Origin of the sequence: Hymenobacter sediminis (genome assembly GCF_003231285.1) — a bacterium.
GTDB classification, from domain to species: domain Bacteria; phylum Bacteroidota; class Bacteroidia; order Cytophagales; family Hymenobacteraceae; genus Hymenobacter; species Hymenobacter sediminis.
This window is the reverse complement of the sequence record NZ_QKNS01000008.1, coordinates 253628-279071: the sequence shown is the minus strand read 5'-3', so window position 1 is coordinate 279071 and position 25444 is coordinate 253628. Positions and strand designations below refer to the sequence as shown.

At 57.1% G+C, this 25444-nt stretch carries 18 protein-coding genes; 2 read left to right on the top strand and 16 right to left on the bottom strand.

Annotation, left to right across the window (positions count from 1 at the left end; genetic code table 11):
* Window positions 1-484: 484 nt before the first annotated feature.
* Entirely contained in the window at window positions 485-3628 is a 3144-nt protein-coding gene (locus tag DNI29_RS20400; protein WP_123823345.1) for a PA14 domain-containing protein, read from the top strand.
* 90 nt (window positions 3629-3718) lie between these two features.
* Here the strand turns inward: DNI29_RS20400 and DNI29_RS20395 are convergent, their stop codons facing one another.
* The 13 genes from DNI29_RS20395 to DNI29_RS20335 form a co-directional block, all read right to left on the bottom strand.
* The gene (locus DNI29_RS20395; protein ID WP_162303682.1) at window positions 3719-4654 is read right to left on the bottom strand and encodes a hypothetical protein; all 936 of its coding nucleotides are present in this window, start codon (window positions 4652-4654) and stop codon (window positions 3719-3721) included.
* A gap of 59 nt (window positions 4655-4713) precedes the next feature.
* Window positions 4714-6063 (bottom strand): lipopolysaccharide biosynthesis protein, encoded by a 1350-nt coding sequence (locus tag DNI29_RS20390; RefSeq protein ID WP_110979978.1) that lies wholly within the window; start codon window positions 6061-6063, stop codon window positions 4714-4716.
* Window positions 6064-6117: 54 nt separating this feature from the next.
* Complete coding sequence (locus DNI29_RS20385; RefSeq protein ID WP_110979977.1) at window positions 6118-7359, bottom strand: glycosyltransferase; 1242 nt, start codon at window positions 7357-7359, stop codon at window positions 6118-6120.
* A gap of 44 nt (window positions 7360-7403) precedes the next feature.
* The gene (locus DNI29_RS20380) at window positions 7404-8285 is read right to left on the bottom strand and encodes a beta-1,6-N-acetylglucosaminyltransferase (protein ID WP_110979976.1); all 882 of its coding nucleotides are present in this window, start codon (window positions 8283-8285) and stop codon (window positions 7404-7406) included.
* A 63-nt stretch (window positions 8286-8348) separates the two neighbouring features.
* Window positions 8349-9548 carry a glycosyltransferase family 2 protein gene (locus DNI29_RS20375; RefSeq protein WP_110979975.1) on the bottom strand — a complete coding sequence of 400 codons (1200 nt, stop codon included), beginning with the start codon at window positions 9546-9548 and terminating at the stop codon, window positions 8349-8351.
* 198 nt (window positions 9549-9746) lie between these two features.
* Window positions 9747-10979, bottom strand: a complete 1233-nt coding sequence (locus tag DNI29_RS20370; protein WP_110979974.1) for a glycosyltransferase family 2 protein — start codon at window positions 10977-10979, stop codon at window positions 9747-9749.
* A gap of 9 nt (window positions 10980-10988) precedes the next feature.
* Complete coding sequence (locus tag DNI29_RS20365; RefSeq protein ID WP_110979973.1) at window positions 10989-11891, bottom strand: glycosyltransferase family 2 protein; 903 nt, start codon at window positions 11889-11891, stop codon at window positions 10989-10991.
* 7 nt (window positions 11892-11898) lie between these two features.
* Entirely contained in the window at window positions 11899-13293 is a 1395-nt protein-coding gene (locus DNI29_RS20360; RefSeq protein ID WP_202910545.1) for an O-antigen ligase family protein, read from the bottom strand.
* A gap of 99 nt (window positions 13294-13392) precedes the next feature.
* Window positions 13393-15642 (bottom strand): GumC family protein, encoded by a 2250-nt coding sequence (locus tag DNI29_RS20355; RefSeq protein WP_110979971.1) that lies wholly within the window; start codon window positions 15640-15642, stop codon window positions 13393-13395.
* A complete protein-coding gene (locus DNI29_RS20350; protein ID WP_110979970.1) occupies window positions 15639-16409 on the bottom strand; it encodes a TolC family protein in 771 nt (256 codons plus the stop codon). The genes DNI29_RS20355 and DNI29_RS20350 overlap by 4 nt, the downstream gene beginning before the upstream one ends.
* The gene (locus DNI29_RS20345; RefSeq protein WP_110979969.1) at window positions 16406-17293 is read right to left on the bottom strand and encodes a sugar transferase; all 888 of its coding nucleotides are present in this window, start codon (window positions 17291-17293) and stop codon (window positions 16406-16408) included. The genes DNI29_RS20350 and DNI29_RS20345 overlap by 4 nt, the downstream gene beginning before the upstream one ends.
* Before the next feature lie 86 nt (window positions 17294-17379).
* Window positions 17380-17766 (bottom strand): response regulator transcription factor, encoded by a 387-nt coding sequence (locus tag DNI29_RS20340; protein WP_110979968.1) that lies wholly within the window; start codon window positions 17764-17766, stop codon window positions 17380-17382.
* A gap of 655 nt (window positions 17767-18421) precedes the next feature.
* The gene (locus tag DNI29_RS20335; RefSeq protein WP_162303681.1) at window positions 18422-20455 is read right to left on the bottom strand and encodes an ATP-binding protein; all 2034 of its coding nucleotides are present in this window, start codon (window positions 20453-20455) and stop codon (window positions 18422-18424) included.
* Window positions 20456-21188: 733 nt separating this feature from the next.
* Here DNI29_RS20335 and DNI29_RS20330 point away from each other — a divergent pair.
* On the top strand, window positions 21189-23309 hold the full coding sequence (locus DNI29_RS20330; RefSeq protein ID WP_110979966.1) for a TonB-dependent receptor family protein: 2121 nt from the start codon (window positions 21189-21191) through the stop codon (window positions 23307-23309).
* 135 nt (window positions 23310-23444) lie between these two features.
* On the opposite strand, the gene DNI29_RS20325 is transcribed toward DNI29_RS20330, so the two are convergent.
* The 3 genes from DNI29_RS20325 to DNI29_RS20315 form a co-directional block, all read right to left on the bottom strand.
* Window positions 23445-24266, bottom strand: a complete 822-nt coding sequence (locus DNI29_RS20325; RefSeq protein WP_110979965.1) for a universal stress protein — start codon at window positions 24264-24266, stop codon at window positions 23445-23447.
* A 239-nt stretch (window positions 24267-24505) separates the two neighbouring features.
* On the bottom strand, window positions 24506-24781 hold the full coding sequence (locus DNI29_RS20320; RefSeq protein WP_110979964.1) for a hypothetical protein: 276 nt from the start codon (window positions 24779-24781) through the stop codon (window positions 24506-24508).
* A gap of 81 nt (window positions 24782-24862) precedes the next feature.
* Window positions 24863-25369, bottom strand: a complete 507-nt coding sequence (locus tag DNI29_RS20315; RefSeq protein ID WP_110979963.1) for a hypothetical protein — start codon at window positions 25367-25369, stop codon at window positions 24863-24865.
* Window positions 25370-25444: the final 75 nt, after the last annotated feature.

Genomic DNA, 25444 nt, shown 5'->3' with positions numbered 1-25444 from the left:
GGAGTATGTAGTATTGACTAATTGTATTTTTTACGAAATTTGAACGACTGACATGCTGTGCTGGTTAACGGGAAATGTATAATATCAGCAACAGGAAAACGGAGTTGGGCGCCGCAGCTCCAGATCTGAACACCAATACCAACAAATAGCTTCTGCTCCGGACAGCTTGTCCGAAGTAGAAGGGTAGGAGATACGCATTCGGATACAGTTTGCCTGCCACCTAAAGGCAGTAAACGCGGAGCTTCCCTCGGGGAAGAGGTAGTTCTTCAGAAAGGCTGAGCAGGATAGACTCAGTTGCTATTCAGGCCCAACGAAGAGGTACGTGAGAAGAAATAGTACTGTGCTGCAGCTGCTAAGGTAACTGCAGAAACCCGATCTGTTCCCCCCACCACTACCACCCCCGGCCCCCCCGCAAGGCGGCCGGTTTAGCAACCAAAAAGGAGTAGCGTTCTGCTACTTACTGCTTCACCAAACTTCTTTCGAGATGGGGAAATTATCTGGATGGATGACGCTGCTGGCCTTCATTGCGTGCTTTTTTCTGGCTTTTAACAGCCAGGCGCAAACCGAAAAGCGCATCGGCATTACCGCCATTATGCCCAGCGTAAACACCGGTCAGGACTATTCGCCCTGGCTGAACGATGACCTGAATGACCTAGTCCGCAACCACTGGGTTCCTACTAACTTCCAGTACGTAGATGTTACGCTAAAGTTGGCTGAGCGCACTTCTATTACCCGCCTGCGGCTCTACGACTTTGAGGGTTCCTTTGTTGATAATCCGGCTACTATCTACGCCTTGAATGGCTCCCAGCGCACGTTGCTGGGTACTTTTACCGGGGTACTCTATCAGCAGTGGGTGGAGCTGAAAACGGCTGCGCCCGTAGTAGCCGATGCCATTGTAGTGCGCAAGTACAGCAACAACATGCCGCACAAGATTCAGGTGTTCGGGGCAGCCAGCGGCTCATCTACACCTGCGCCAGGCCAGGCCCAGGCTGTTATTAGCTTCGGTACGCTGCCTGGTAAAACTGTAGGTGCGGCGCCTTTTGCCCTCAACGCCACCAGCACCAACCCAACTACGCCCATCACCTTCGCTTCCTCTAACCCAGCGGTGGTTTCGGTTTCCAATGCCGGTGGGCAATGGACCGCTACGGTGGTTGGTGCGGGTACTACCACCATCACGGCTTCCCAGGCCGGCAGCACGGCCTATCTGGCTGCTAGCGCCAGCCAAAACCTGACGGTGTTGCCCTCCCTCTCGACAACCCCCATCACTCCGAATCCTGTTACTCCGCCTACCCCCGGTACTACGGCGCGGGCACTTAAGTTCAAGCAGTCGTTAGGAGTCAACGCTTTTGAGTGGGACCTGGAAGACCCTAACCGCCCCTGGGAAGTGGAAGCCTCGCGGCTGGCTGGTATGAAGAACTTTACCGGCATGCGCCACTACCTCGACTGGGAGCGGCTGGAATCGACGGAAGGCAGCTACACGTTCAACCCTACCCACAGCGGAGGTTGGAACTATGATGCCATGTACCAGCGCCTCAAGTCAGAAGGCATTGAAGTACTGGCCTGCATCAAAACGCTGCCCAAGTGGCTATTGAACACTTGGCCAGCCGATCAGCGCGACCATGAAAACGTGCCGGTGCGCGGCGGAGCTGACTTCAGCAAGCCCACTTCGTACCGCGAGCAGGCTCGGATGGGCTTCCAGTTTGCGGCCCGGTACGGCAGCAACACGGCCTTAAATCGTAGCTTGGTAACGGTAAACTCTACCCCCCGCTGGCCCGGTGATGGTATTAATGAGGTGAAGATTGGTCTGAACCTGATTAAGTACATGGAGTGCGACAACGAGCGGGACAAGTGGTGGAAGGGCGCCAAAGCCTACCAGACTCCGACTCAGTATGCCGCCAACCTATCGGCTTTCTACGATGGGCACAAGAACACCATGGGCCCCGGCATTGGGGTGAAAAACGCTGACCCCAACATGCAGGTGGTAATGGCCGGTTTGGCCAAGCCCGACCCGGAGTACGTGAAAAGCATGGTGGAGTGGTGCCGTCAGAACCGCGGCTACCGCCCCGATGGCAGCGTGAACCTGTGCTGGGACATCATCAACTACCACAATTATTCCAACGACGCCGGCACCTCGCAGGGCGGCAACTCTACCCGCGGGGCCGCTCCTGAGCTGTCGGATGCCGCCTCGGTAGCCCGCAACTTCGTGCAGATGTCGCGCCAGTACTGCGGCAGCATGCCGGTCTGGATTACCGAAACCGGCTTCGATACCAACCAGGGCAGCCCATTCAAGGCCATTGCCATCGGCAACCGCTCGGTACAGGAAACTCAGGCCGACTGGATTCTGCGTACGGCTTTGCTCTACCCGCGCTACGGTGTGGAACGGGTATTCTTCTACCAGCTCTACGATGATAACCCTGGCAGCTCCACGCAATTTGCCACGATGGGCCTGCTGAACGCCGACCGCACCCCGCGCTTGGCTACTAAGTATCTTACTCAAGCCAACCAGTTGCTTGGTGAATACACCTTCAAGGAAAGCCTGAACGCTAACCCTGTAGTGGACCGCTACGAGCTGAATGGGCAGTCGGCCTACGCACTGGTAGTACCCGATGAGCGGGGGCGCACGGTGCAGTATACCCTTAACCTGGGGTCTGCCACCTACGCCGACGTGTACCGACCCACTAGCGGTAGCGCATTGGCAGTGCAGCGCGTAAATCTGCAGAACGGGCAGCTAAGCGTACTGGTAACCGAAACGCCACTCTTCGTGGTGCCCTCTCCGGGCAGTAGCGGCAGTGTGCCTACCCCCACGCCGGCTACGGGCAGCCTGCTGCGCGAGCAGTGGAATAACGTGAATGGCTCGGCCGTGAGCAACATTCCGGTGCAAACCGCGCCTACCTCTACCAGCCAGCTGATCCAGTTTGAAAGCCCCAGCAACGTAGGGGACAACTACGGTGCCCGAATCCGGGGCTACGTCATCCCGCCCCAGACGGGTGCCTACACCTTCTGGATTGCCGGCGACGACAACTGCGAACTGTGGCTGAGCACCGATGAGGACCCTACCCGTAAAGTGCGGATAGCCTCGGTAACCGGTCATACCAACGCACGCGAGTGGAACAAGTATGCCAGCCAAAAATCGGCTCCGATTACCCTTACGGCCGGTCGGCGTTACTATGTGGAAGCGCTGCACAAAGAGCAAGGTGGCGGCGACTTGGTATCGGTAGCGTGGCAGCTACCCAATGGCACCATGGAAGGCCCGATTCCGGGTAGCCAGCTGGCACCTTACACTAGCTCAACCGCTAGCCTATCGGCCACTGCTACCAGTGAGATGCGCGCCGCCGGTCCGGCATCAGAGGTAGCACGCACAGCAGAGGGTGCTACCCTGGCTGTAGCGCCCAACCCCGTGGTTACCAGCAGCGAAGTTACATTTCGTCCGACGACTACGGGGCCGGCTACCTTGGCGGTTTATGACTTACAGGGCCAGATGGTACGCCAGCTCCTCGTAGGAACTGTGGAGGCCGGAGTTACCCAACGGGTTACCCTACACGCTCAGGGCCTGCCAACCGGTGTGTACCTGGTGCGGCTTACTACCCCCGCCGGTGTGCAAAACCAGCGGATAGTGCTGGCTCGGTAACCCCTCAGCGAACGACCTACGCCTCGGTCTCGCCTGTCAAATAACAGCGGCCACTCCCGGCAGTTAAAAACGGGAGTGGCCGCTGTTATTTTAGGCAGCTTTAGAAAGATGACGACGGCCCAAGGCCAGCAGCCTACGCACAAAGTAGCGGCTCAGTGGGCCTTTCGTCAGGGACTTCAGAGCGTACTTAATGCCGGCGGTAGGCTGGCGGTGAGCAAAGGCGTAGAGAGACCCCTCGCGGAGCCGGTCGCACTCCACCTCGCGCTGCCACTGCACCGTGAGCTGATGCACGCAGTATAGTCGCTCAGCCAGCGAGGCTTGCGCGAAGTTCTTCTGGATCAGAATAGAAAGCTGCCGGTCCATGATGTGCTTCTGCCGCCGGCCCCAATAGTGGAACAGGTAAGCCTGCCCGCTCTGCAGTTGGGTGCGGTTCTGCAAAACCAGCGAAAAAGCTAGCTGCTCACTAACGAACCACCCGGTGCGCTCAAAAAACGTGTCCAATACCCGTCGGATGTCTGGCAGTAACGGTAACTGCTCATGGCTAATACCCAACAAGCCAGAGTTCCAGGCTACTTGGCGGGAGTAGAAGCGAGTGGGTTGGCCAGCTACCTCAAATACTTCGTTTTCCAACAGTTTCAAAAACTGCTCGGGGTAGTGCTGCTGCCCGAAGCGGGCAAACTCGCGTACCGCATCCACCATCAGATATTCCGGCTGGTGCATCAGGCTGGTGCCTGGCTCCAGGCGGCTGAGCAACCCTACCGGATCGGCGGTGAAGAAAGTGTCGGTATCGATATAGAATACGTCGTGGCTCGGAAACAGCTCGAAGCTGTGCTCCAGAATCAGGGCCTTTACGCGATGGACATACTGGGCCGGGCCCCGCATCTGGGTTAGCCGTGCTGGGGTCAGGAGTTCGTAGTGCACCGAAATGCCAGCCAGATAAGGCCGGAAGTACTCTGGATTATCAGTGTAGATGATGGTCTGAATCCCCGCCTTATCTCCACTATACCACGCCCAGAAGCTCAACACTGCAAATATTGCTCGCTGATACTCGTTTCTCCGACCATAGGAGAGGACGACTAAATTCTTCATACGCTTGGGTTCCTATTCGTAATAAGCTTGACCTTCCGGAAAAGCACATCTAGCCGGCTTTTAAACTCGGCCAGGGCCAGGGGGAAGATGTCCTGATAATCCAGCGGTAGGTACTTATTGAGGATCCAGTAGCCATAGCCCAGGCTGGCTACCAGTGTGAAGGCGGAGGCCACTGCGGCTCCGTAAATGCTACCCGTAAACTTGATGCAGATAATATCGGCGGTGGTGTTGATGGCCAGGGCAATCAGCACCTTAATCAGGTTTAGCTGGGGTTTGTTGATGATGTCCAGGGTAACACCCAAAAACCGCTCAATGGGGAACAGCAGGGCGCACACAATCATGATGCGGTAGATGTTGGCCGCCTCAGTGTGTACGTACTTCTGCCCGCCAATGATGTACACAATTACGTCAGCAAAAATCAGCACCCCAATGGTAATTGGGATGAAGAGCAGGGTAAGCGAGCCGGCGTATTTCTTGAGCGTGTAGGCTACCTCGTCGTTGCGCTTGCGGTTCATGGCCGCCGACATATCGGGCATAGCCGTAGCTAGGCCACTACGTAGCGGAATTTCAATGATTTCGAGCAAGCGCTGGGGCAGGTTGTACACGGCCAGCGCGGCTGGGCCCAGCATAAATTTGATGATGAAGGTATCGGAGCTGCGCAGTAGAGTAGCGCACAAAAAAGTGCCGAAACTGTACTTCCCGAAATGAAATACCTCGGCCACGCACTCAGAGGTTTTGTGGCGCAGCGCACCCAGGCGCGCCCAACCCATCACCAGCGCCATCACACTTGTCAGTAGAGAACTGGCCAGAAAAGAATACACAATGCCCTGCAGGCTGATTTTGTCCAGCAGGTACAGCAGCACCGTCAGAAGAATAAAGGAGCCCTGGTTGAGAAGCCGGATTGCCAGAATAGCATCGAAGCGCTGCTCGGCCTGCAGCAGCCACACCGCCACGTTGAAGGGCAAGGTTACCACTAGGCTGATGCCAAAATAAGCCAGCAGCAGCAGCACGCCGGTATCATTGGTGTAGGGAGCGAGGGGTAGGGCTACCACGTTCAAGACCACAAAGAACCCAGTAACCAGCAGGCCAATAAACCACGAAGAGCCCGCCACGGTGGTTTGGCGGGCGGCATCGGCGCCGGCGTAAAACTTAATAAGAGGCGTTTGCAGCAGTCCGGTCCGGAAGGTGTCGAGCAGCAGAAAGGCAAACTGGAAAAACACCCAGTTCCCCATATCCGTCTCGGGCAGAAACCGATATAGGATACTATAGGTCAGGATGCTGAACACAGCCATTACACCGTTTCCCGTCAGGGACAAAACGTGTCGGTTCTTAAAAAGTGCAAGCATCAGGTAGCAGGGAATAACGGTGTGGGGCAGGTAGGCAGAGGGGAAGTGCGCTTATCAGGCATGAGCCAAGGCAACATCTGGCCCCGGCGTAGGGGTAGGGGCCACCGTCCGGATGGCCTCATAAATTTGGCGGACGCTGTTTTCCCAGGTATGGGTAGCGGCAAACGCGGCGCGGCTGTGCTGCAGCTCCGCCGAGTCTTCCCACAGGGCCTGCTCAATCAGGCGCACGTAGTCAGCGGCCGATTCAGCCAAGTACGTGTGCTCCGCGAAAATATCCATGGCCTGGGTGCGGGTAGCAACTACGGGCTTACCCAAGGCCAGGTACTCATCAATCTTGCGCGGGTAATTGCCAATGGTCATGTCATTGACGAGCTGGGGGTTGAGGCACACGGCGAACTGCCGGATATAGGCAGGCAATTCTTCCGGCTTTTTCGGCCCCAGGAAGTGCACGTTGGGCAGCTTATGCAGGGCACTAGCCCGGAACTCCTCGTCCTCGGGGCCCACCAATACCAAGCTCCAGTTGGGGCGCTGTTCGGCAATGGCCTGAAGCAGTTTTATATCCAGTCGCAAGCTCACCAGCGCACCTACGTAGCCAATAATAGGCCCGCGGATGCCGGCTAGGTCGGCAGGGGCGGCTTCGGGAGAGGCAAGGGGGGTAGGGGCTACGTCGCAACCCTGGCCTACGTAGTAGGAGTTAGGATTGTAGCGCTGGCAGTAGGAGGCCAAGTAGCTGGAGTTAGCCACGCACACGTCGCTTTTGGCAATGAGCTGGGGTTCCAAGTGGCGGCCGTGTTTGCGCCAGTAGTCCACCGCCAGCATATAGTCGCGGGAGTAGTACACGCTCACGGCGGGTTTCAGCAGCTCCTTCAGGTAGAAGCTGCGGAAGATGTCGTTGTCGTTGAATAACACGAAATCCTGAAAGCCCAGTGCCTGAATGCCGCTCTGGATGGAAGCCGCAAAGCGGCGGTTGTTCAGCTTGTTGAACACGGTGTACACCGGCGAGGGGGGGAGCCAGTTGATGGATTCCACCATGCTGTCGGGGGTGAGCACCCACAGGTTTTCATCCACTACCTCCAAGGCACGCTCCTCGCCCCGAATTACCCGCAGGCGCTGCTGAATGCGGGCCTCTCGGCGGTGCTTGAGCACCGTGTTGCGGTCCAGGGGCGAGTTGACGTAAAGAACCCGGTTGTGGCGGGCAAACTCCAGGGCAATATTCTTGCAGTTGCTGCCAATTTCGGTGTCCCAGGGCTGCTGCCCCACTACCACAATATCACGGCCGTGTAGAATGCTTTCCATAGGAATAAGGCTGGTGAAGCGGCCACCGAAGCGGCCGCCAATAATCAGGAAACGGGTTGTAGGGGAGCCGCCAGCAGGTACTCATCTACCAGATCCAGAACCGTGGTGTCCACCTCGGTATCGAACTTGCGAGCGAACAGCTTGTGGCTGTCGCGCAAGCTCTCAAAGTCATCGGCGGTCAGCACCTTGGGGTTAGCGCCCCCCTGGCTCCAGTCGATGTACCGGTAGTTGTCATTCACGATGGTAGACCGGTAGGGCGAGTTCATCAGGATAGTCGAAATCAGGAACTCATCGGAGCCCCAGGTAAACATCGAGAACCGCTCCAAGGTAGGATTACTATCCACAAAATCAATTAGATACTGCGCGCAGGTGCGGCTGATAGTCCACCACGAGCCATCCATACCGCCGTAGAGGGTGTAAGGCAGCGGGAACTTGCGCTTGGGCAGCACCCTGTTGATGATGGCCTGCAGCACGTACTGGCCCTTAAACTTGAAATAAGTGGAGTGGTACAGCTCTACCCGGCTCATGGCGTGCGCCCACCACGCCGAGTCTTCTTCATTCGACTCAAACGAGAGGAAAGACCGCCCGATGTTACGGGCGAAGAAGTCGTGGATGGCTTCGGCTGGCTTGATGGGGTAGTCCTGCGCGCTCATCAGGTTGACGAAGTCGTAGTCAATGCCGGTAGCCAGAATTTCGCGGGTGCACTCCAGAATGGCTTTGGTGAAGCGGTAGGAAGCCCAGCGCACGTACATGCGGGTGGTGGTGAGGCGCACGCCGGGCAAGGTTTCCAGAAACTCAAACTCCCGGCGGTCGGCCTTTGCATCCAGGTGAATGTAAAAGTCGGCGCCTTCGTGGGCCATGGACGTCACCAGGCGGACAATTTGCTCCGGGCCTTTGTGCGCCATAATTAGGTGGGCTATTCTCATCGCCGAGGAAAGTTGGGTGAACGGCTTACGAATGGGTGGGTGGGGTAGTAAGCAGAGCGGGATTTAGGCTTTCGGAATGCTCAGATTGCCTTCAAGGGGTTGATTGCGGGCGGCTTTTTCCCAGGCGGCCGGCTGGGCATTGCGCAGGTAGCGCCGGAAGCCGGCAAACACGGCCACGTTCATGATAGTAAAATAGAGTGGCACCAGTAGGGGCTTGATGCTGCGGCCCCGGCTTTCAGCCAGCCAGCCGAGGTAGGCCAGCCCGTAGAACAGCACTTGGCCGGCAAAGAACAAGGTGTAGAAACCGCCCTGCGTGGCGGCCAGCACGGCGCCCAGCACCAGCAGCAAGGCCAGCGCCACCGGCGTGATGCTCCAGCGCAACACCCGGTGCGACACGTACAGGAACGTCACTAGTGGCTGCCGAAGTGGGTTCAGCAAAGAGCGCAACCGTACCATCGACTGCCACCCGCCCGCGCAGATGCGGATTTTGCGCTTCATTTCTTCGGCCAAAGAGGCCGAAGGTGCTTCGGCGGCGTAAGCGGCTGGTTCATACACCACGCGGTAGCCCTTCTCCACAATGCGCAGCGACTGAATGAAGTCGTCGAGGATGGTGTCCTTTTCCAGGGGCTGGAACAGGTTGGAGCGGAAAGAAACCAGCTCGCCGGCAGCCCCCATGAGAGAGTAGATTTCGGAGTCGCAACGCTTGAGGAAGGATTCGTACTTCCAGTAAAGCCCTTCGCCGGCCCCGGAGGCCGAGTCGTGGGCCAGAACCTTCTTCTCGCCCGACACGGCGCCTACCTGCGGATCTTGGTAGTGTTTTACCATTTCGCGCACGGCGGTGGGGTTCAGGAAGGAGTTACAGTCGGTGAACACCACGTAGGGCGTGCGCACATACTCCATGGCCCGGTTTTCGGCCAACGACTTACCACCGCGGAAAGGGGAGTGCAGGTGCTCTACCTGGGGGTAGCGGGCCAGCACTTCGGCCGAGTTATCGGTAGAGCCATCGGTGATAAACATGAGCCGCAGCTTTTCGCGGGGGTAGTCCAGGGCCAGGCAATTGGCTACTTTATCGTCGAGAATATCGGCCTCGTTATAAGCCGGTACTACCAGCGTAACGTCGGGCTCGAAAAAAGCTAGCGGCCGGGCCGGGCGCACTAGCCGGGTGAGGCGGGCCAAGGCCCAGGCAACCAGGCCATAGCCTACATAAGTGTAAAAGGACACGGCGAAAGCCGCCCAAAACAGGTAAAGTAGCACGTTGCTCATCGTTCTAGAGAGTAGCTCAGTAGCTGGGAAACTGAGCGGGTTGGGCGTAACGTGGGAAGAAACGCATTGATAAGGCGGAAGGGAGTGGAAAAGGGGCAGTTAGGATTGCTGGCGGGCCCGCAGGCCTCGGATAAAACCGAAGATCAGGCAGGCCGCAGCGGGCAGGGCAATGATTTCGAACGGCATGGCTGGCGCAGGTTAATGCTCAATGGAGGCATCCAGGGTTTGAACCCGGTGAGGGGTAGCCAGGAAAGCGGTTTTCGAGCGGTTGATGCGAAACAGGGCCAGTACCATGCACACCAGGGCGTAAGGCAGGCGCAGGATGGCCGTAAGGAGTTGCTTGTTGTAGAGGCGGCCCGGTAAGGAGACAAACAGGGTAATACCCAGCACCGCCAGGAGTCCGCCCCAGAACAGCGGCGAAGGACCTGCGGGCAATACTAGGCTCATCACCAAGGAAACGATGAACAATACCCCGAGTACCCCAATCAGGAGCATGCGTGGTACCAGAAAGGCCTGTACTACCTTATTGAAGAACTCGAAGTTGTCGTGCTCCATGAGTTGCTCCAGGCCCTCGGAGGCGTATTTTTTCAGGAACTCGAACTGCGAGGCTAACCAGCGGCTGCGCTGCTGGGTGAATACCTGCGCGTTTTCTACCTTCTCATCGTACACGTACACATCGTCGAGGTAGCAGATTTTTTCCTGGTCGCGGGCAATGCGGAAATCCAGCTCTTTGTCCTCGCCCACGGTTTCTCCGATGTCGGTGAGCAGCTGGCGCAGATAGCCAAACTCGAAGGCCATGCCCGAGCCAATAAGAGCCGCTGACAGACCCACGGCAAAGTGCCCTTTGCGGTAGATGTGGTTGTTGATTTCCTCGTTGCAGGCATCCAGCAGGGCAAAAGCCGAGTCAGTGTTTTTGGCCGTGCGGTGCGCCTGTACTACCTGGTACCCCGCCTCGAAGGCTTGGTTTACGGCGTTTAGGCAGTTGCGACCCATGATGTTGTCCACATCGAGCACCATGGCCACCTCAAACTTGTTTTTAGGAAGGGCTTGCAGCGCGAAAAGCAATGCCTTGCCCTTGGTGCTACGTTCGAAGTGCACTTCCAGCACTTCAGCACCCATTTCGCGCAGGGTAGCCACGGTTTCAGGCTGCAGGCCATCGGCAATGACGCACACGGTATGGGTTCCATTGTACGTGTGGCGCAGAGCCGCGCGGGTGCTTTCCAGTATCACCGTGTTTTCGCGGTAGGCCGGAATAAGCACGCACATGGAGCGGGCCGGGCGGTTGGACTGCGATGAGGGGGTAGGCTCCGGGAGGCGGGGCTGCCGGAAGTGGCCAGCTATGGCGAAAAACAGCAGGTAGGCGCAGTTCAGGGCCAGATAGATGCCCAGTACCCACAATACCACATCAAGAACGAGCGTAATAAATGACATAGCGTGCGGTTAGGAAGTAGCGGTAGGGGTGCCCAGGTTTTGCAGATTCCACCACAAGCCGCGGCCCAAAGCCCGTAGGTGGCTCCACTCTGAGCGCCACGAGAACGATACGGCTTTCTTGGGCAGTGCGGCCAGCAAAAACACGCAGGTGCTCGTCCAGAACGACCAACCCGTGAAGTTGCGGCGGATGAACAGCAGGCGGTTGCGGTTCATGTAGTAGGTTTTCATCACCGACGACTTACCTACTGACATCGACTCTTTGTGGTAGATGGTGGACTCGGCCACGTAGTGGCAGGTATAGCCCCAGCGCTTAATGATTTCGCAGTAGTCCAACTCCTCGTAATACAAGAAGTATACTTCCGGCATCAGGCCTACCTCATCAATCACGCGGCGCGGCACCATCATGGCGGCTCCGTCGGCGAGCTTGGTGGGGCCCGAAACGTTGTGCTGCCCGTGGTCGGGCTCCAGGTGCCCGACGGTCACGCTGCGGCCCGTCCAGGTATTAATGCCCAGGGAACCGGCGTACTGGATAATGTCGTCGGTGCCGTGGAAAATGATTTTAGGCGAGGCAATGCCGGCTTCGAGGTTGTTCTCGAACAATGCCACCAGAGGCTCCAGAAAGCCTGGGTCTACCTCCGTATCGTTGTTCAGAAACAGGATGTACTTGCCTTTCGCCTGCTTGATGCCTAGGTTGTTGCCACCGGCAAAGCCCAGGTTCTTGTCAGAACGAATCAGCTGCACTTCCGGAAACTGCTCGGCTATTACGCCGGGGTCATCGGTAGGGGAGGCATTGTCAACCACAATAACTTCCACGGCCGGGTACGTGAGCTGGCGCAACGAAGCTACCATCTCGCAGGTGACGCTGGCCTGGTTGTAGTTGATGGAAATAATAGATACCAGAGGCGTTGCCATATGCTGGTTAGTGTTGAACAGGTTCAGGTTCCGAATCCAGCTTAGGCCCCAGAAAAATGAAGGCCCAGGAGATGTACACAATGATGGCCGAGGGCATGAAATTGATTACCTCGTTGCCATAGCTGCAGAAAAGAATACCGGCCGAGCCGGCCGTCAGGGCGTTGAGCTTTACCCGCAACTTGGGGTCCCGGATATTCCAGACGATGCCGCACCCTTTGCCCACTATGTAGAGCATGATGCAAAACCAGATGGTGAAGCCCACAATGCCATACATGGCCCATACCTTTACCCAGTAGCTGTCGGGCGGGATGTTGGCTAAGTAGCTGTTAGGGTTGTACTTCAAGCCCCAAGTGCCAATAGTGCCTACACCCTCACCAAACGGATGCGAGTCGAGGTAGTCACGAAGCTTTAGCTGGTTGTTAAGGCGCACGTTCAGCGAAGCATCCTGCGGGTCGAGGGCCGTGCGCATACGGTACACGTTGTAGTTGCTGTCTCCGATTTTGGTATACTTCAGTACGTACAGCGCCGAAAGAGCCAACAGGGAGCCTACTACTAAGGCCTTGATGTTCTTACTGATCAGGAGAGCTACCGCAATCCCGACGATAAGAGCAAACAAGGCCCCCCGGGTACCAGAAATGAACATGCCCGTAATCAGGATTCCAGCTGCCACCAATAGCAGCGCTTTCTGCCACTTCTTGAACGGGCCGAATCCCAAAATCAGGGCTATCAGGGCAATGTGGGCCTGCGAGGCGCCGAACTGGCCGGCGTCGCTGTAGAAGGAGAAAACGCGCAGTTTGCCCCACAGCAAGTGGGTTTTGGCGTTGCCTACGTCCAAGAAGTGCTGCTCGCCTGGTGAGAGGCCAATATAAAGCTGCTTAAGCCCGTTGAGCGTGCCCAGTACCGACAACACGATGAGCAGCATCAGGAACAGGTTCAGATCCTTACGCTGATTGAACAGCAGCAGCGACAAAGGCACTGTCAGGAGCCAGTAGAACGATGCGCTCCGGAATTCCTGAACCCAACCCATTACGCTGGCCCCTGATGGGTTGCCCAGTTCCAGAATGTTTACCACAAACCAGAACAAGGTTAGCAGCATCAAGTCATTCTTGATGTAGCTCCAATCGAAGCGGCGGTGCTGCACCAGCACCGCCACGGCTGTTGTTACCAGCAAGCCATCAATGGCCATGCCATAGGGCGCGCCGCCTATCTCCCGGTCAATGATAAAGAACAGGAAGCAGTAGCAGAGCAGAGCAATGATGCCCAACCGGGGGGTAGTAAACAGGATGATGACGAACGGCACCACCACTGCCAGCACAATCAGCAGAGCCGGCACCAGTAGCCCGGCCTGCGCTGTAAACCACCCCAAGCCAATAGCCGCCATTACCCCCAGCAGGATTTGCATCCCGCGGTTTCTGAAGAAGGGTGTCGACGCGAATTGACTCATAGAAGCAGAAGATGTTTTTGGGCGGGCCGCAACGAGCCCGCCCTGGAAAGCAGTGAATTACGGGTTGAGCAAGCCCTGAATCGGGCGCGCAGGCAAGGCAGCAATTTTACCGTGGCTGCCTTTCACGCGGGCCCCAATGAAGTCCGTCACGTATTCCGGGAGCACGCCGTTGAGTACTATCTCAATCGGGGCCTTGGTCACGTTTTTGATGTTCTCGTAGATCTTTTTGTCGGCCTGTTCCCAGCTGCGAGTGGCTTTCACGGCTACCAGCACTAGGTCTAGACTTTGCAGCAAGGAAGCGGGGTAGGTAGCCTCCAGCAAGGCCGGAAACTCTACGATGATGACGGCATTGTTATAGATGCGCGTGCCCGCCAGATCAGCCACCGTAACGCCCTGCGACAATCCTTGTAGCGGCGAATAGTAGGAGGTGTGTCCTTCCATCCATACGTGCTCGGCGTGGTCATTCGGGAACAGCCCCAGAGCCTTGATCTTCATGTTGTTCAGGCTGGCAGTCAAGGAGCTGGCCAGGGTGGTTTTACCCTCGCCGCTGTGGCTGCTGAGCACCCCAATCATGAAGGGCTTTTCGGAGTCGTCTTTCTGATGCATTTTCAGCAGCAGCTGCCGGGCCAGTTGGTCTTCGGCGCGCTGGGCATCCATCAGTTGGTTCTGGCTCAGGTTGGTGGTGTTGGGGATGATGCCCATCACCGGGAAGCTGGTTACGCGGGTGGCCAAAGCGGGCTTCTGCAGCGAGTTGTTTAGCAAGTCAGCTGCTACCAGGCCAGCGCCCGTGAACATAAAGGCGCCCACAAAACCACCTAGCAGCAATACCAGCAGGCGGGTGCCACCAGCCGTAGCGGGCAGGTTTGGCGGGTCAACTACCTTCAGCTTGGAGGCCAGCTCTACGTTTTGCTGCGAGAGTTTGCTTTGCTTCAGGCCTTCTACCTGCGACATGTACTCCTTCTCGGCAATTTCTACCTCGCGGCGGATTTTGCGGATTTCAGCGCCCAGTGGCACCAGGCTGTTGTACTGGCTGGTGAAGTTGTTTTTCTGCTGACGCATAGAGGCCAACTGCCCGCGTAAGTCTTCTACCAGAAGGGCGTTTTTGCTGTAGTCCTGCAGCACGTCCTTCACCGCTACCCCCTGCGCTGAGCGGGAGTCGGCGTCGTAGCTCGTGGTAGCAGCATCGAGGCTGTTGCTGAGGCTGGCAGCTTGCTGCTTGAGGTTGGCTACCCGCGCTGCACCCTCAGGCGTGTTAGCGGTTTTGGTAAGTAGCTCGGCTTCCGTAATCTGCTCGTTTACTTCCGCTAAGCGGTTGCTGAGGCGCAGAATCTCTTGGCTTTTTACATTCGATACCCCGCGCTTGCCCAGAGACGACTGCGTGGATTTCAGAGCTGAACTAGCGCCGGCGTACTGCATCTCCAACTCGTTGAGCTTGTCGGCCGTCAGCTGGCGCTCCTCTGTGGAGGTCACCATCTGCTTCTCGTAGTCCACGATGTTGTGCTTCTGGTGAAACTGCAGCAGCTTTTGCTCAGCAGCTTGCAGGCGAGCGTAAGCCTTTTGGGTGGCCTCGTCGAAGTAGCCGATTACGTTGGCGTTCTGGTCGACGAACAGGTCTTTGTGCTTGCGGATAAACACCTGGGTCAGAATGTCCAAGGTTTCGCGGCAAATTTCGGGGTCCTTGGAGCTGTACTCAATGCGCAGCAGGTCACTATCCTTGATGCGGTTAGCGGCGATATTCCACATTGCCGACTCCGAGTAGTAAGGGTGCTTGGAGTTCAGCAGCTTGTAAATAGCGTTGGTGTTGTCGGCTTTGTAGGCTGCCTGCAGGTTAGCATAGGTTTCGGGTACCGAGTTACCAGCAACCGTCACGGCCAATGAGTCCAGCATGTGCTGATCGGCAGCGTCCATCTTGTCGGGCGAAAGGGCCCGCTCAATGGAGGCCAAGGCTCCGGTAGGAACCGCAGCAGCCTGTTGGGCCGCGGCCGGGTTAACTCCCGCCGCCTTGCGCTCCATCAGGTGCTCAGACAGCAGGCGCAGGCATACCTCCGCACGCGTATCGCGGGAGTTGATGAGAGACAGCAGGTTGTCGAAGGCCGTAGAAGCTGCGTTCCAGCCGCTGGCCGCCGCGTTGTTGTCGCCGTCAATTTTGTAGCCCGAGGCAATACCTGTGTAAATAACCGTGTCAGAGGTATATTTCTTGTCCCGGTTACGGCCAAAGAAGTAGATAGAGGCGCTGGTGGCCAGCGGAATCAGCAGCAGCAGCAGCCAGTGGCGCCGCAGTAACCGAGTAATGTCTTTAAAGGTCATTTGCCAGTCATTAAAGCGTGGAGAGGCGAGCCCAGAAGGTCTTCCAGCAGCAACATGGCCGTCTGGTACTTATTGCGGGCTTCTTCCTGAGCCAGCAGCGCTTTGTTGTGCAACTCGGTAGCAGCCATTTGCTCATCTACCTGAATTTCTCCGCTCCTAAACTTGCTGTCGGCCAGCTTCTTGCTGATTCCCGCCGACTGCACCGCGCTCTGGTGGTGCTGTAGGTTAGCGTGGGCCAACGACAACTCCTGGTAAAGCATGATTACCTGGCGTCGAATGTCAGTTTCGCCCACGGCGCGCTCTGCAACGGCTTGTTGCTGAATCAGCTCCTGTTTGTGGATGGTAGTGCGGCGGTTAGCCAGCTGCTCAAAAGGCACGGCAATGTTCAGCCCCACCGTGTACTGCGCCCGGGCACTCAGCGAAAAAGCATTCAGCTGCTGAATGCGTTCCGTGTTGCCAGTAGTGGCAAAGTAGGGGAGGGTACCGTAGCTATAGTTGGAGTTCAGAGAAACCAAGCTCAGAATCTTTTTCCGAGCCAACCGAACGTCTTCGCCCGCTACCTGTTCCGCTAATCCCAGCTTCTGCAGCTCCGCCGAATGACCGATGGCCGCCTGGTAAAGAATAGGCAACACGGTTTCCGGGGTTTTGAAGAACCGCTCCTCCCAAGGCTGGGCGGGAGGAGGCGGGGGGCCGGGCGTCTGCCCCTGAGAAAGCAGCGGTACTACCGTCAGGGCAAAAGCAAGTGAGTAGAAGGCGGCTTTCATCATACGTTTTCCTTTTGCAGCAGGGCCGGGAAGGTTTTCAGCAGGATCTTGATGTCCTTGCGGAAAGAATAGTTGGTCGCGTACTCCACATCGAGGGCTTTGCGCTCCTCCGCCGACATCTCTCCGCCCTTGCCGCGCTTGCTTACCTGCCAGAGGCCCGTAATGCCGGCCGGAGCCAGGAAGCGGGTTACGAATTGGTCAGTAGTGAGCTTTTCAGCCTCATAGAGGGGTAGGGGACGGTTGCCCACCAGCGACATATCGCCGCGTAGCACGTTGAAAAGCTGGGGAAGCTCATCGATGCTGGTGTTGCGGATAAACATGCCAATGCGGGTAATGCGCGGGTCGTTGGCAATCTTGATGAAAGCTGCTTCTTCACGAGCCTTCTTGGATTGATAGTAGCGCTTCTCGCAGATGAGGTTGCCGTGCTTATCAATCAGATGGCTCTGGCAGGTGCCGTGTTCACTTCCGCAAGCACAGGTGCCGGTTTCGTTGGTTTCTTGCTCAGCGGCTGCCTGATATTGGTTCAGGTTCTTCATGGAAGAAAGCAGCTGATCAGCATCTTGGCGCATGGAGCGGAACTTCCAGAAACGGAACTTGCGGTAGCCCGTGCCTACCCGGTAAGAGTAGTACAGCACTGGGCCCTTCGATTCTAGCTTAATCAGCAGAGCTACAATCAGAAACAGCGGCATGAGCGCCAGCAGAATAGTAGCAGATACTACTATGTCGAAAGCCCGCTTGGCAATGGGCATGTGCATGCCACTGGCTGCAGAACGGACGCGGGCCGAGCGGCTTTTCTTGGTTTTGCGGTGTGTGAACTGCCACCAGTTTGGGAGCAGGGATTGGGGCGCGCGGCCGGAAGGGTAGATGTTAGGAGCGGTAGCATTCATAGCTGGAAAGTGTTGGTATTTGTGAACCAATACATATAGGGAATTTCGGGTAGGGCAGGGCAAATGAGCGGTAGAAGGAAGAGGCACTAGGCCCGCACGCGGTTTAGGGCGTTTTTGATCCTGATTTCCAACTCTTCGGGATTGAACGGCTTCACGATGTAGTCGTCGGCTCCCTGCTTGAGGCACAGGATTTTTTTGCTGCTTTCATCAGCTACCGACAGCATGAGCAGGGGCGTAGAGCTGTGGGAAGCATTGGCCCGCAGGCGCTTCAGAAACTCCAGCCCATCCATCTGCGGCATTTCGTAGTCGGCAACAATGGCATCGGCCTGGTGGCCTTTTTGTAGCCAGTTCAGAGCCTCCTGTCCGTTGGAGGTGACTACTACGTCGTACTCGCTGGAAAAGTAGTGCTCCAGAATCAGTCGGATAGAGGGCTCATCGTCGATGATGAGGAGTTGTTTCTTAGGTAAAACCATAAGTGCCAGAGGTTATGGTGAGGGAAAAGAGTCAGCGTGCCTGATGATATTAATCGAATAAAATTTTGTCCTTAAGTGTGCAGGCAGAAGTTTTAGCTTCATATTGGCACACCAAAAGGCCCTCAGGCAGCCTCGAAGAGCTGACAGAGGTAGGCGGGTGGGAGGTTTTTTGGGAGAGAGCTACGTGCCGGCCGGAGCCTATGGGAGCAATTGTAGCAGAGCGGGAAGGAAGCAAGCGTGGAACTGTACTTCCGGGAAAATAGGCTGGTAGCCCGTGATTAACAGCTTTTTACTGCCGCTGCTGGCAAGTGAGTTACGTTAAGCAGGTTTCAGAAACCGGGTCAACAATAGTCCGTTGTCATGCGATTGGGTAAGGCAGTTGCTGGATCATTGTCAGCGGCTTGATTGCTTAGCTTACAATGTACCGGCTCATACGAACACAACTGAGCAATGTTGTAATTTTATGTAATTATATTCATTGTTATTTGGATTTGAAAATTTGCCCAGGAAAAAAATCGTGGCATAAGTTCAAAACAACTCAAGCCGTCAAGTAATTAGCCCAGCAGAAGACGCTAGAGGGCACAGAGAGCAGAAAAAAGAGATAAGGCTTAAGTGGGCGCTTAAAAATTTAAAATAAACGTAACAGAGTACCATGCTAGGCTGGTACCAGTACACTCTGCTCAGGGTCCTCTGCAAAAGAGCTGGCACCAGGAGCTGACTTATCTAATTGTGTGGCCTGTTGCAGGTGCTCGGCAAACGTGTCGGCCATACGATTGGTGATGGTGGTGAGCAGATTCAGGAGGTTAAGCAACGGCGTGGGGGTAGGGGGCGGGGTCTGCATAGCCTTCTCCAGCTGTTTGAGGCAGTTAGTAGCTTCTTCCATCTGCAGGCTGCCATAGGTTGAGCGCAGGCTGTGCGTGAGTGAGCTGGCAACCTTCCAGTGGCGCTGAGCCAATGCTTCGCGGAGCTGCTGCAACTGGCCTGGCACCGTGTCCAGGAAAAGCTGCTGCATCTTGCGAATAAACTCCTGGTCGTGGGCCAAACGGCCTAGCTGGGAGAAGTTGTAGGTAGGCTGGGGCAGATCAGGCGTTGCTTCCGTACGACCGGTAGCCCGCACGATAACCCGGTACAAATCAGCCTCCGAGTACGGTTTGATAAGGTAATCAGTGAAGCCCTGCTGGGTATAGGCTGCTACCTCGTCCTTCATGGCATTGGCCGTTAGGGCGATGATAGGCGTGTGCTGGTTGGGGTTGGTGGTAGCGCGCAGGTAGGCTGTGGCATCAAGGCCGGTAAGCTGCGGCATCTGAATATCCATCAGAATCAGGTCGTAGCGCTGTGCTTCCGCCATGTCCAGAGCCTGACGTCCGTTGGCTGCTACCTCTACCTCCACGCCCCAACCCTGCAAAAGCGAAGTAGCCAGGAGCTTGTTCACGGAGTTATCTTCGGCCAGTAGCACCGAAAGACCTTGCAATAGGCCAGGCTCCAGCACCGGCAGCACATCCTCAGGCTGAGGTTCGTAGGCGCTGATAGGGTAGGCCAGCGAAAAGCGGAAGCAACTGCCGCAGCCGGGCTGGCTATCCAGCCAAATTCGGCCTTGTTGCAGTTCAATCAGGCTTTTGCAGATGGTAAGTCCCAGGCCAGTGCCTCCGTAGCGCCGAGCCGTGCTGGCCGCAGCCTGGTCGAAAGCCCGGAAGATTTCCTCTGACTTGTCGGGGCTGATGCCAATGCCGGTATCCTCCACGCAGAAGTCCAGATGAACCTGCTGGTCGTCTTCGTGTCGGACTTCTACACTAACGGTAATCTGGCCTACTTCCGTGAACTTCAGCGCGTTGTTGATCAGGTTCAACAGCACCTGACGCAAACGGAACGGGTCGCCCTCCACCGTCGGAATGGCGGTGTCGTGGAGACGAGTGTGCAGCACAAGGCCCTTTTTTTGGGCCAAGTGCTGCAAGGAGCGGGTCGTGTCCAGAACGGTAGCAGCCACGTCGAAGGGGACGCGTTCCAGCTCCATACGGCCCAGTTCTACCTTGCTGTAATCCAGGATATCATTGATAACCAGGAGCAAGTTCTCCGCAGTTGAGGAGATAATGCTTAGGTGCTCTTCCTGTTGTGGAGTAATGAAACTGTCTCGCAATAAACGAGTTAGCCCCATAATGCCATGAATAGGCGTGCGTATCTCGTGGCTGACGGCAGCCAGAAAGGACTGACGACGCTGGCTGGCGGCTTCCGCGGCCTGTTGAGCCAAGCAAGCCGCACGCAGCTGCAGGTGCTGACTGGCTTGCCCGGCCAATAGCTCCAAAAACACTTGCTGCTCTGGGCTGAGGGTGCGTGGGGTGGTATCGTACACAGCCAGTACACCCACTGCCTGGCCTTCCGGCGTGCGCAGGGGGTAGGCCGCGCCGAACACTACCGCAGGGCCTTGAGCAGGCAAGGAAGAGTTCTGGAACAGCTCGGGGGTGTTAGCCTCATGCAACTGCACCAAGGCATTACCCGCCAGCGTTTGGGTGCACAACGGAGCCGCGCACGGAATTTCCAGCTGAGCTAGGCCAGTCTGGGCTTTCACCCACTGCCCAGCAGCATCAAGAAAGCTGATTGATGCTATTGGTACCGCGCATAGGCGGGCGGCATCCTGAGCTAGTTCCTCAAGCCGGGGCTCAACTGCTGAATCGGTAAGGGGAAAAGCAACCATACTTGCTACATGCTCAGGCTCTGTGCCGACATATCGCCCGGCATCAGCTGGCACCTGAAAAGATAGGCTCGGCTCGGGCCCAGTCAGTAAAGGTTTCATGCATTCGTTGGGGTTAGTCGTTTATCACATGCATCGTCTGAGGGCAGGCTAGCAGGCATTGGCAACAGCATATTTCACTGAGCTTTTGCTTTGTAACAAGATGCAATACTAATAGCTTAAAATAAAGTTTTAGTTTTTATTGTTATTGTTATATTAAAGAACCTTAATAAATGTGGTTTTACAATCTTCTAATAGGCCTTTTTAGTCTACTAGCAGAGTTGAGATAAAGAAGCAAAGCTCATCCATAAACTAAGATTTGCTTGGAAAATATAGGGAATGTATGATAAATTTAATGAGCTGAGTACAAGTTGATGATAAAACTGTCTAGCTCAACATTCGGACTGGCATCTTGCTTTTCCTGACAGTTATAGCTCGACACTAGTTGACCCACCGGAGTAAAGGCATCTACAGTTTTTTGAGGGTAGCGGCAGGGCGCAAAAAATCGAAAATTTTTTGCGCCCTCTAGGTAGAAAGTTGCTTTTGGGAAGCAGATAGCCTTCACCACAAGCTACGATTTCGTCCTTTCGGCAAACGAAATGGCGGCAACTCGGTATAGCTTCTGGCTACCTCATCAGCCTCGGTCTTTCTGGCCGGCTAACAAGGGGTAGCCGCCCGCTGCCGAATCGTTTCGTATATGACCTATCGTTACACCTTTTCTCTGCTGTTGCTGCCTGTTTCCGCCGTGGCCCAGCAGCCCCTTCCTACCCCTCCCGATACCGCCATGCTTCGCCCGCAGGTACTGCCCGAGGCCACCGTAACCGGCTACGGGCAACAGCTGCCTCTGCGGCGCACGGCCGCTTCCGTAGGCGTATTGGATGCGCGTGTGTTAGAGCGCTTCCCACAAAACGCCCTGACGCAGGCTGTGAACACTATACCCGGTGTGCGGCTGGAAGAGCGCGCTACGGCCAGCTACCGACTGAGCGTGCGGGGCAGCACGCTTCGCTCGCCGTTTGGGGTACGCAACACCAAAGTATATTACCAGGGCCTGCCCTTCACAGAAGCCAGCGGCAGCACCCCTCTGAACCTGCTTGACCCAGCTCTATTAGGGGGGCTTGAGGTTATAAAAGGTCCGGCGGCCAGCGTATATGGTGCCGGCACCGGAGGGGCCGTGCTTCTGACAGGACGGCGGCCAACCCCGGGCGTTAGCAGGGCGCAGGTGGGCTTCACGGCTGGGAGCTTTGGGCTGCGGCGCTACACGGTTTCGGCTGAAACGGGCACAGCCACAGGCTATCTGCGTGCTACCTATGCCCGTCAAAGCCTGGATGGCTACCGGCAACAGAGCGCCCTGCGCCGCGACGTGCTGGCCCTGGACGGTGAGTGGCAACCCTCCGAAAAGCAAACCCTGAGCTTACACGCTCTCTACTCCGACCTAACGTATCAGCTGCCTGGCGGCCTTACCCGCGCCCAGTTCGAGGCTAACCCCCGCCAGGCCCGGCCTGGTACAGCTACTAGCCCTGGCACCGTGGAGCAGCGGACCTACTACGCCTCCCGCGCGGCCCTTCTGGGCGGTACCCACGAGGCCCGGTTTTCGGAGCGCCTGAGTTTGCGCACTACCCTCTACCTGAGCGGCAGCCGCATCAACACACCATACCTAGTGGATTTTGAGCGTAATACCTTATTGGGCGGCGGCGGCAGAGTAGTGGCCAACTACCGCACCACCCTGGCCGGCCGGACACTGCGGCTGCAGGGGGGCGGCGAGGGTCAGACTGGCTTCGAAAGCTCCCGCAACTACCAGAACCGCGCCGGTACTCCCGGTTCCCTGCGCTACGATGACGAAATCCGGACACTCACGGGTTTTGCTTTCGCCCAGGCCGACTACGAACTGCCCGCTGGCCTGCTGCTTACGGCCGGGGCCAGCTACAACCGTTTGCGCTACCGTATCAGCCGCCTTTCCGACGCCGCCGCCCGCCCCGCCGACTACGAGCTAGAGCGGAATTTCCGACCGGAGGTGTCGCCGCGGGTAGCGCTGCTGCGCGAATTTGGGCTGGGGCTGTCAGTGTATGCCAGTGTAAGCTCGGGTTTCTCACCCCCGACAGAAGAAGAAATTCGGCCTTCGGATGCTTCCATCAACCGGGCATTGCAGGCCGAGCGAGGCACTAGCTACGAGGTAGGAGCACGGGGGCAGCTTTGGCAGGAGCGGTTACGCTACGATGTGGCTTTCTATGATCTACGCCAGCGGCAAACCATTACTACCCGCACCACGGAGCAAGGCACGCAGCTTTTTGCTAATGCCGGCTCCACCCGGCAACGGGGTATTGAAGCAGCTCTTAGCGGTTGGCTTTGGCGCACGGCGGGGGTAGGGGCCGGTAGTCAGGCACTAGCCCCAAGCTATGGGCTGCGGGCCTTCGTGAGCTATGCCTATAACCACTACCGCTTCGGGAGCTATGAGAGCGGGGGCAACAACTTCAGTGGCAACCGCCTCACGGGTACCGCTCCGCACACACTCACCACCGGCCTCGACTTCAATGAGCGGCTGGGCTTCTACCTTAACCCTACCATCAACCACCAAGCCCGCCTACCCCTCAACGATGCCAATACCGAGTACGCCCCCGGCTACTGGACGTTTGGGAGCCGGGTTGGCTGGCGGCGAGAGCTGCCACTGGGGCTGGGGCTGGACATCTTCGGGGGCCTCGAAAACGCCACCAACCGCCGGTATTCTCTGGGCAATGACCTGAATGCTTTTGGGGGCCGGTACTTCCAACCCGCACCCGGCCGTAACTGGTACGCGGGCATTCAGGCCGGCTGGCGCTGGTAGGATAGAAGGTTTGTAACCTGTACAGGGGTAGGCAAACCTGTTAAAAACACCGTTGCCAAGTAATAAGGCCGCACTACACACAGAGGCCCCCGCCAAATTTGGTGGGGGCTTTTGCGTGTAGTGCGGAGCCAGAAGCTAGTCCAGAGCCGGTAGTAGCAGCATGGGCAGCTTGCCGTGCAGAATAACTTGGGAGGTAACGCTGCGGTTGAAAAGCTGGCCCAGGAAGCTGCGGCGACGGGCTATCAGAACCAGTAAATCGGCCTTGGTTTCGGCGGCGGCTTGCAAAATGCCCTCCGGAATTCGGCGGTGCCGTACGCCGTGGGCATGAATGCGGTGAGTAGTACTGCCAATAATACCGCTGTTGGTAATAGCCGTGAGAGCGGGCGCGCAAGTGTCGCTGTTTTCGGGCTCGGCTACGTGGGTTACCGTCAGGCGTGGCTGTAGGGCCTGCAATAGCTCCTGCACATTTGCCGACTGTTCTTTCAGGTCAATGGGTTGGTTGTCGGCGGCAATAGTTACGCACTGCGGCGGAACGGGCGCATCCGATCCTTCGGGTACTACTAGCAAAGGGGTGCGGGTGGCTCGCAATAGCTTTAGCGAGGTACTGCTGACCAACTCATCGGGAGTAGTTTCAGTGTCGGGTTTGCCCAGTATCACCAGGGAAGGCGCGTGCCGTCGGACGGCGTCGGCCACGGCACCCTCTACGCCATCCACCGCCGATTCTACGGTGTGTGGCACACCCAAGGGCTGCACCCGCTCCTGCAGAGCCGCCGCAATTTCGCCCTCACTCATGTGGCGAATTGTGCCAGTGAAAGCGTCCGGGTCCAATAAGGTTTCGCGCCGGATATGGAGTACTACCAGCGCGGCCTGCGCGGCAGTGGCCAAGACCGCTGCGTAGCGCAGGGCATGGTCGGCGGCGGCAGTAAAATCAGTCAGAACAAGGAAGGGGGCAGCCATAGGCGAGTAGGATTGGGAGAACAGAAAGCTACGCGGAAGATTTAGATACGCGAAATCCACCCCAATGTCAGGGGTAGCAACGACAGGTCCAGCCGCCCTACCCCCCAAATCAGCCGAAAGGCCAGCAACTCCAGAAGCCAAGTGAGCTTCCAGGATTGCTGACCTTCCGGGGGTGTCGGATGCCAGTTGGCCGCTTGGGGAGGGGTAGGCCACGCAGGCTTACAAAGGCTCCCGGCCGGCTAGCGGTTGTTGTCGTCGATAGGGTTGTTGAAGCCCGGGATGTCTAGCTCGTCGCGGCGGCTCATGTTGTCGGCGTCGGGGCCAGCATTGCCCGCGCCGTCCAGCGGAATACCCGTGGTTTCTTCTTCGAGGCGGGCCGAGGTGTCGAGGGTGCCTTCTTCGTCGCGCTTGTAGCTGTACAGCTCTTCGCGGTGCTTGCGCTGCTCCTCCGTCAGGTTAGCACCCGAGTTGGGGTCGAGGGCAGCAGCGGGGTCTTGATTGGGGTCAGTAGCCATAGGAAAGAAAGGAAAATGTGCAGGGAGTAAAACCAGGGTTGCCCCCCTGCACAGTCAGATTATCAGATCAGAAAAACGCGCTTATTTGTCTTTGTCGGAGGCCTCAAAGTAAGGACCAGCGTCGTCCTTGCCTGCACCCGGAATGCCACGGCCTTCATCGGGGCGGAGCGCACTGAATTCGTCGGGGTTATCGTTTTTGCCCACGTTGGGGTTGCGCGGATGCTCGTCGTCTTCAGCGGCGGGGCCGGTGCTGCGGTTAGCCGGCTCGTTGGTTGCCCAGTTGCGCGTACCCCCGCCGTAGCGTGGGTCATCCTGGGCCCAACCTTCGCGCTGTTCATCGTACTCCGAGTCGGATACTTGGCGTACGAGAGAAGGGTCGAGGTTCTGAGGGGTGCTGCCGCGCTGCTCCGGGAAGGCTACCGGCGGGGCCATTTGCCCACCTTGGGTGAGGCTGCCCGCTTGCTGGGCCTGGCTGGCCGCCGCATCAGAAGGCTTGCCAAACTCGCCGTATTGCGGTGTATGCAAATCAGAGGCAGGTTTATCGGAATTCTGAGGCGTGAGGTCGGGATTTTCGGGAGTATGTGTCATGGTATGGAAAAGAAGAGAGTGGGAAACCAGGGAAATCAGAGGAAAGCAAAAGAAAGCCCGGCCCTAGTGGCCGGT

Coding starts and splice junctions, on each gene's coding strand:
- DNI29_RS20340 (WP_110979968.1), bottom strand. CDS start 17,766: ATGGTTTTACCTAAGAAACAACTCCTCATCATCGACGATGAGCCCTCT.
- DNI29_RS20385 (WP_110979977.1), bottom strand. CDS start 7,359: ATGGAAAGCATTCTACACGGCCGTGATATTGTGGTAGTGGGGCAGCAG.
- DNI29_RS20345 (WP_110979969.1), bottom strand. CDS start 17,293: ATGAATGCTACCGCTCCTAACATCTACCCTTCCGGCCGCGCGCCCCAA.
- DNI29_RS20325 (WP_110979965.1), bottom strand. CDS start 24,266: ATGGCTGCCCCCTTCCTTGTTCTGACTGATTTTACTGCCGCCGCCGAC.
- DNI29_RS20375 (WP_110979975.1), bottom strand. CDS start 9,548: ATGAGCAACGTGCTACTTTACCTGTTTTGGGCGGCTTTCGCCGTGTCC.
- DNI29_RS20330 (WP_110979966.1), top strand. CDS start 21,189: ATGACCTATCGTTACACCTTTTCTCTGCTGTTGCTGCCTGTTTCCGCC.
- DNI29_RS20370 (WP_110979974.1), bottom strand. CDS start 10,979: ATGTCATTTATTACGCTCGTTCTTGATGTGGTATTGTGGGTACTGGGC.
- DNI29_RS20320 (WP_110979964.1), bottom strand. CDS start 24,781: ATGGCTACTGACCCCAATCAAGACCCCGCTGCTGCCCTCGACCCCAAC.
- DNI29_RS20360 (WP_202910545.1), bottom strand. CDS start 13,293: ATGCAAATCCTGCTGGGGGTAATGGCGGCTATTGGCTTGGGGTGGTTT.
- DNI29_RS20365 (WP_110979973.1), bottom strand. CDS start 11,891: ATGGCAACGCCTCTGGTATCTATTATTTCCATCAACTACAACCAGGCC.
- DNI29_RS20380 (WP_110979976.1), bottom strand. CDS start 8,285: ATGAGAATAGCCCACCTAATTATGGCGCACAAAGGCCCGGAGCAAATT.
- DNI29_RS20350 (WP_110979970.1), bottom strand. CDS start 16,409: ATGATGAAAGCCGCCTTCTACTCACTTGCTTTTGCCCTGACGGTAGTA.
- DNI29_RS20335 (WP_162303681.1), bottom strand. CDS start 20,455: ATGGTTGCTTTTCCCCTTACCGATTCAGCAGTTGAGCCCCGGCTTGAG.
- DNI29_RS20315 (WP_110979963.1), bottom strand. CDS start 25,369: ATGACACATACTCCCGAAAATCCCGACCTCACGCCTCAGAATTCCGAT.
- DNI29_RS20355 (WP_110979971.1), bottom strand. CDS start 15,642: ATGACCTTTAAAGACATTACTCGGTTACTGCGGCGCCACTGGCTGCTG.
- DNI29_RS20390 (WP_110979978.1), bottom strand. CDS start 6,063: ATGCTTGCACTTTTTAAGAACCGACACGTTTTGTCCCTGACGGGAAAC.
- DNI29_RS20400 (WP_123823345.1), top strand. CDS start 485: ATGGGGAAATTATCTGGATGGATGACGCTGCTGGCCTTCATTGCGTGC.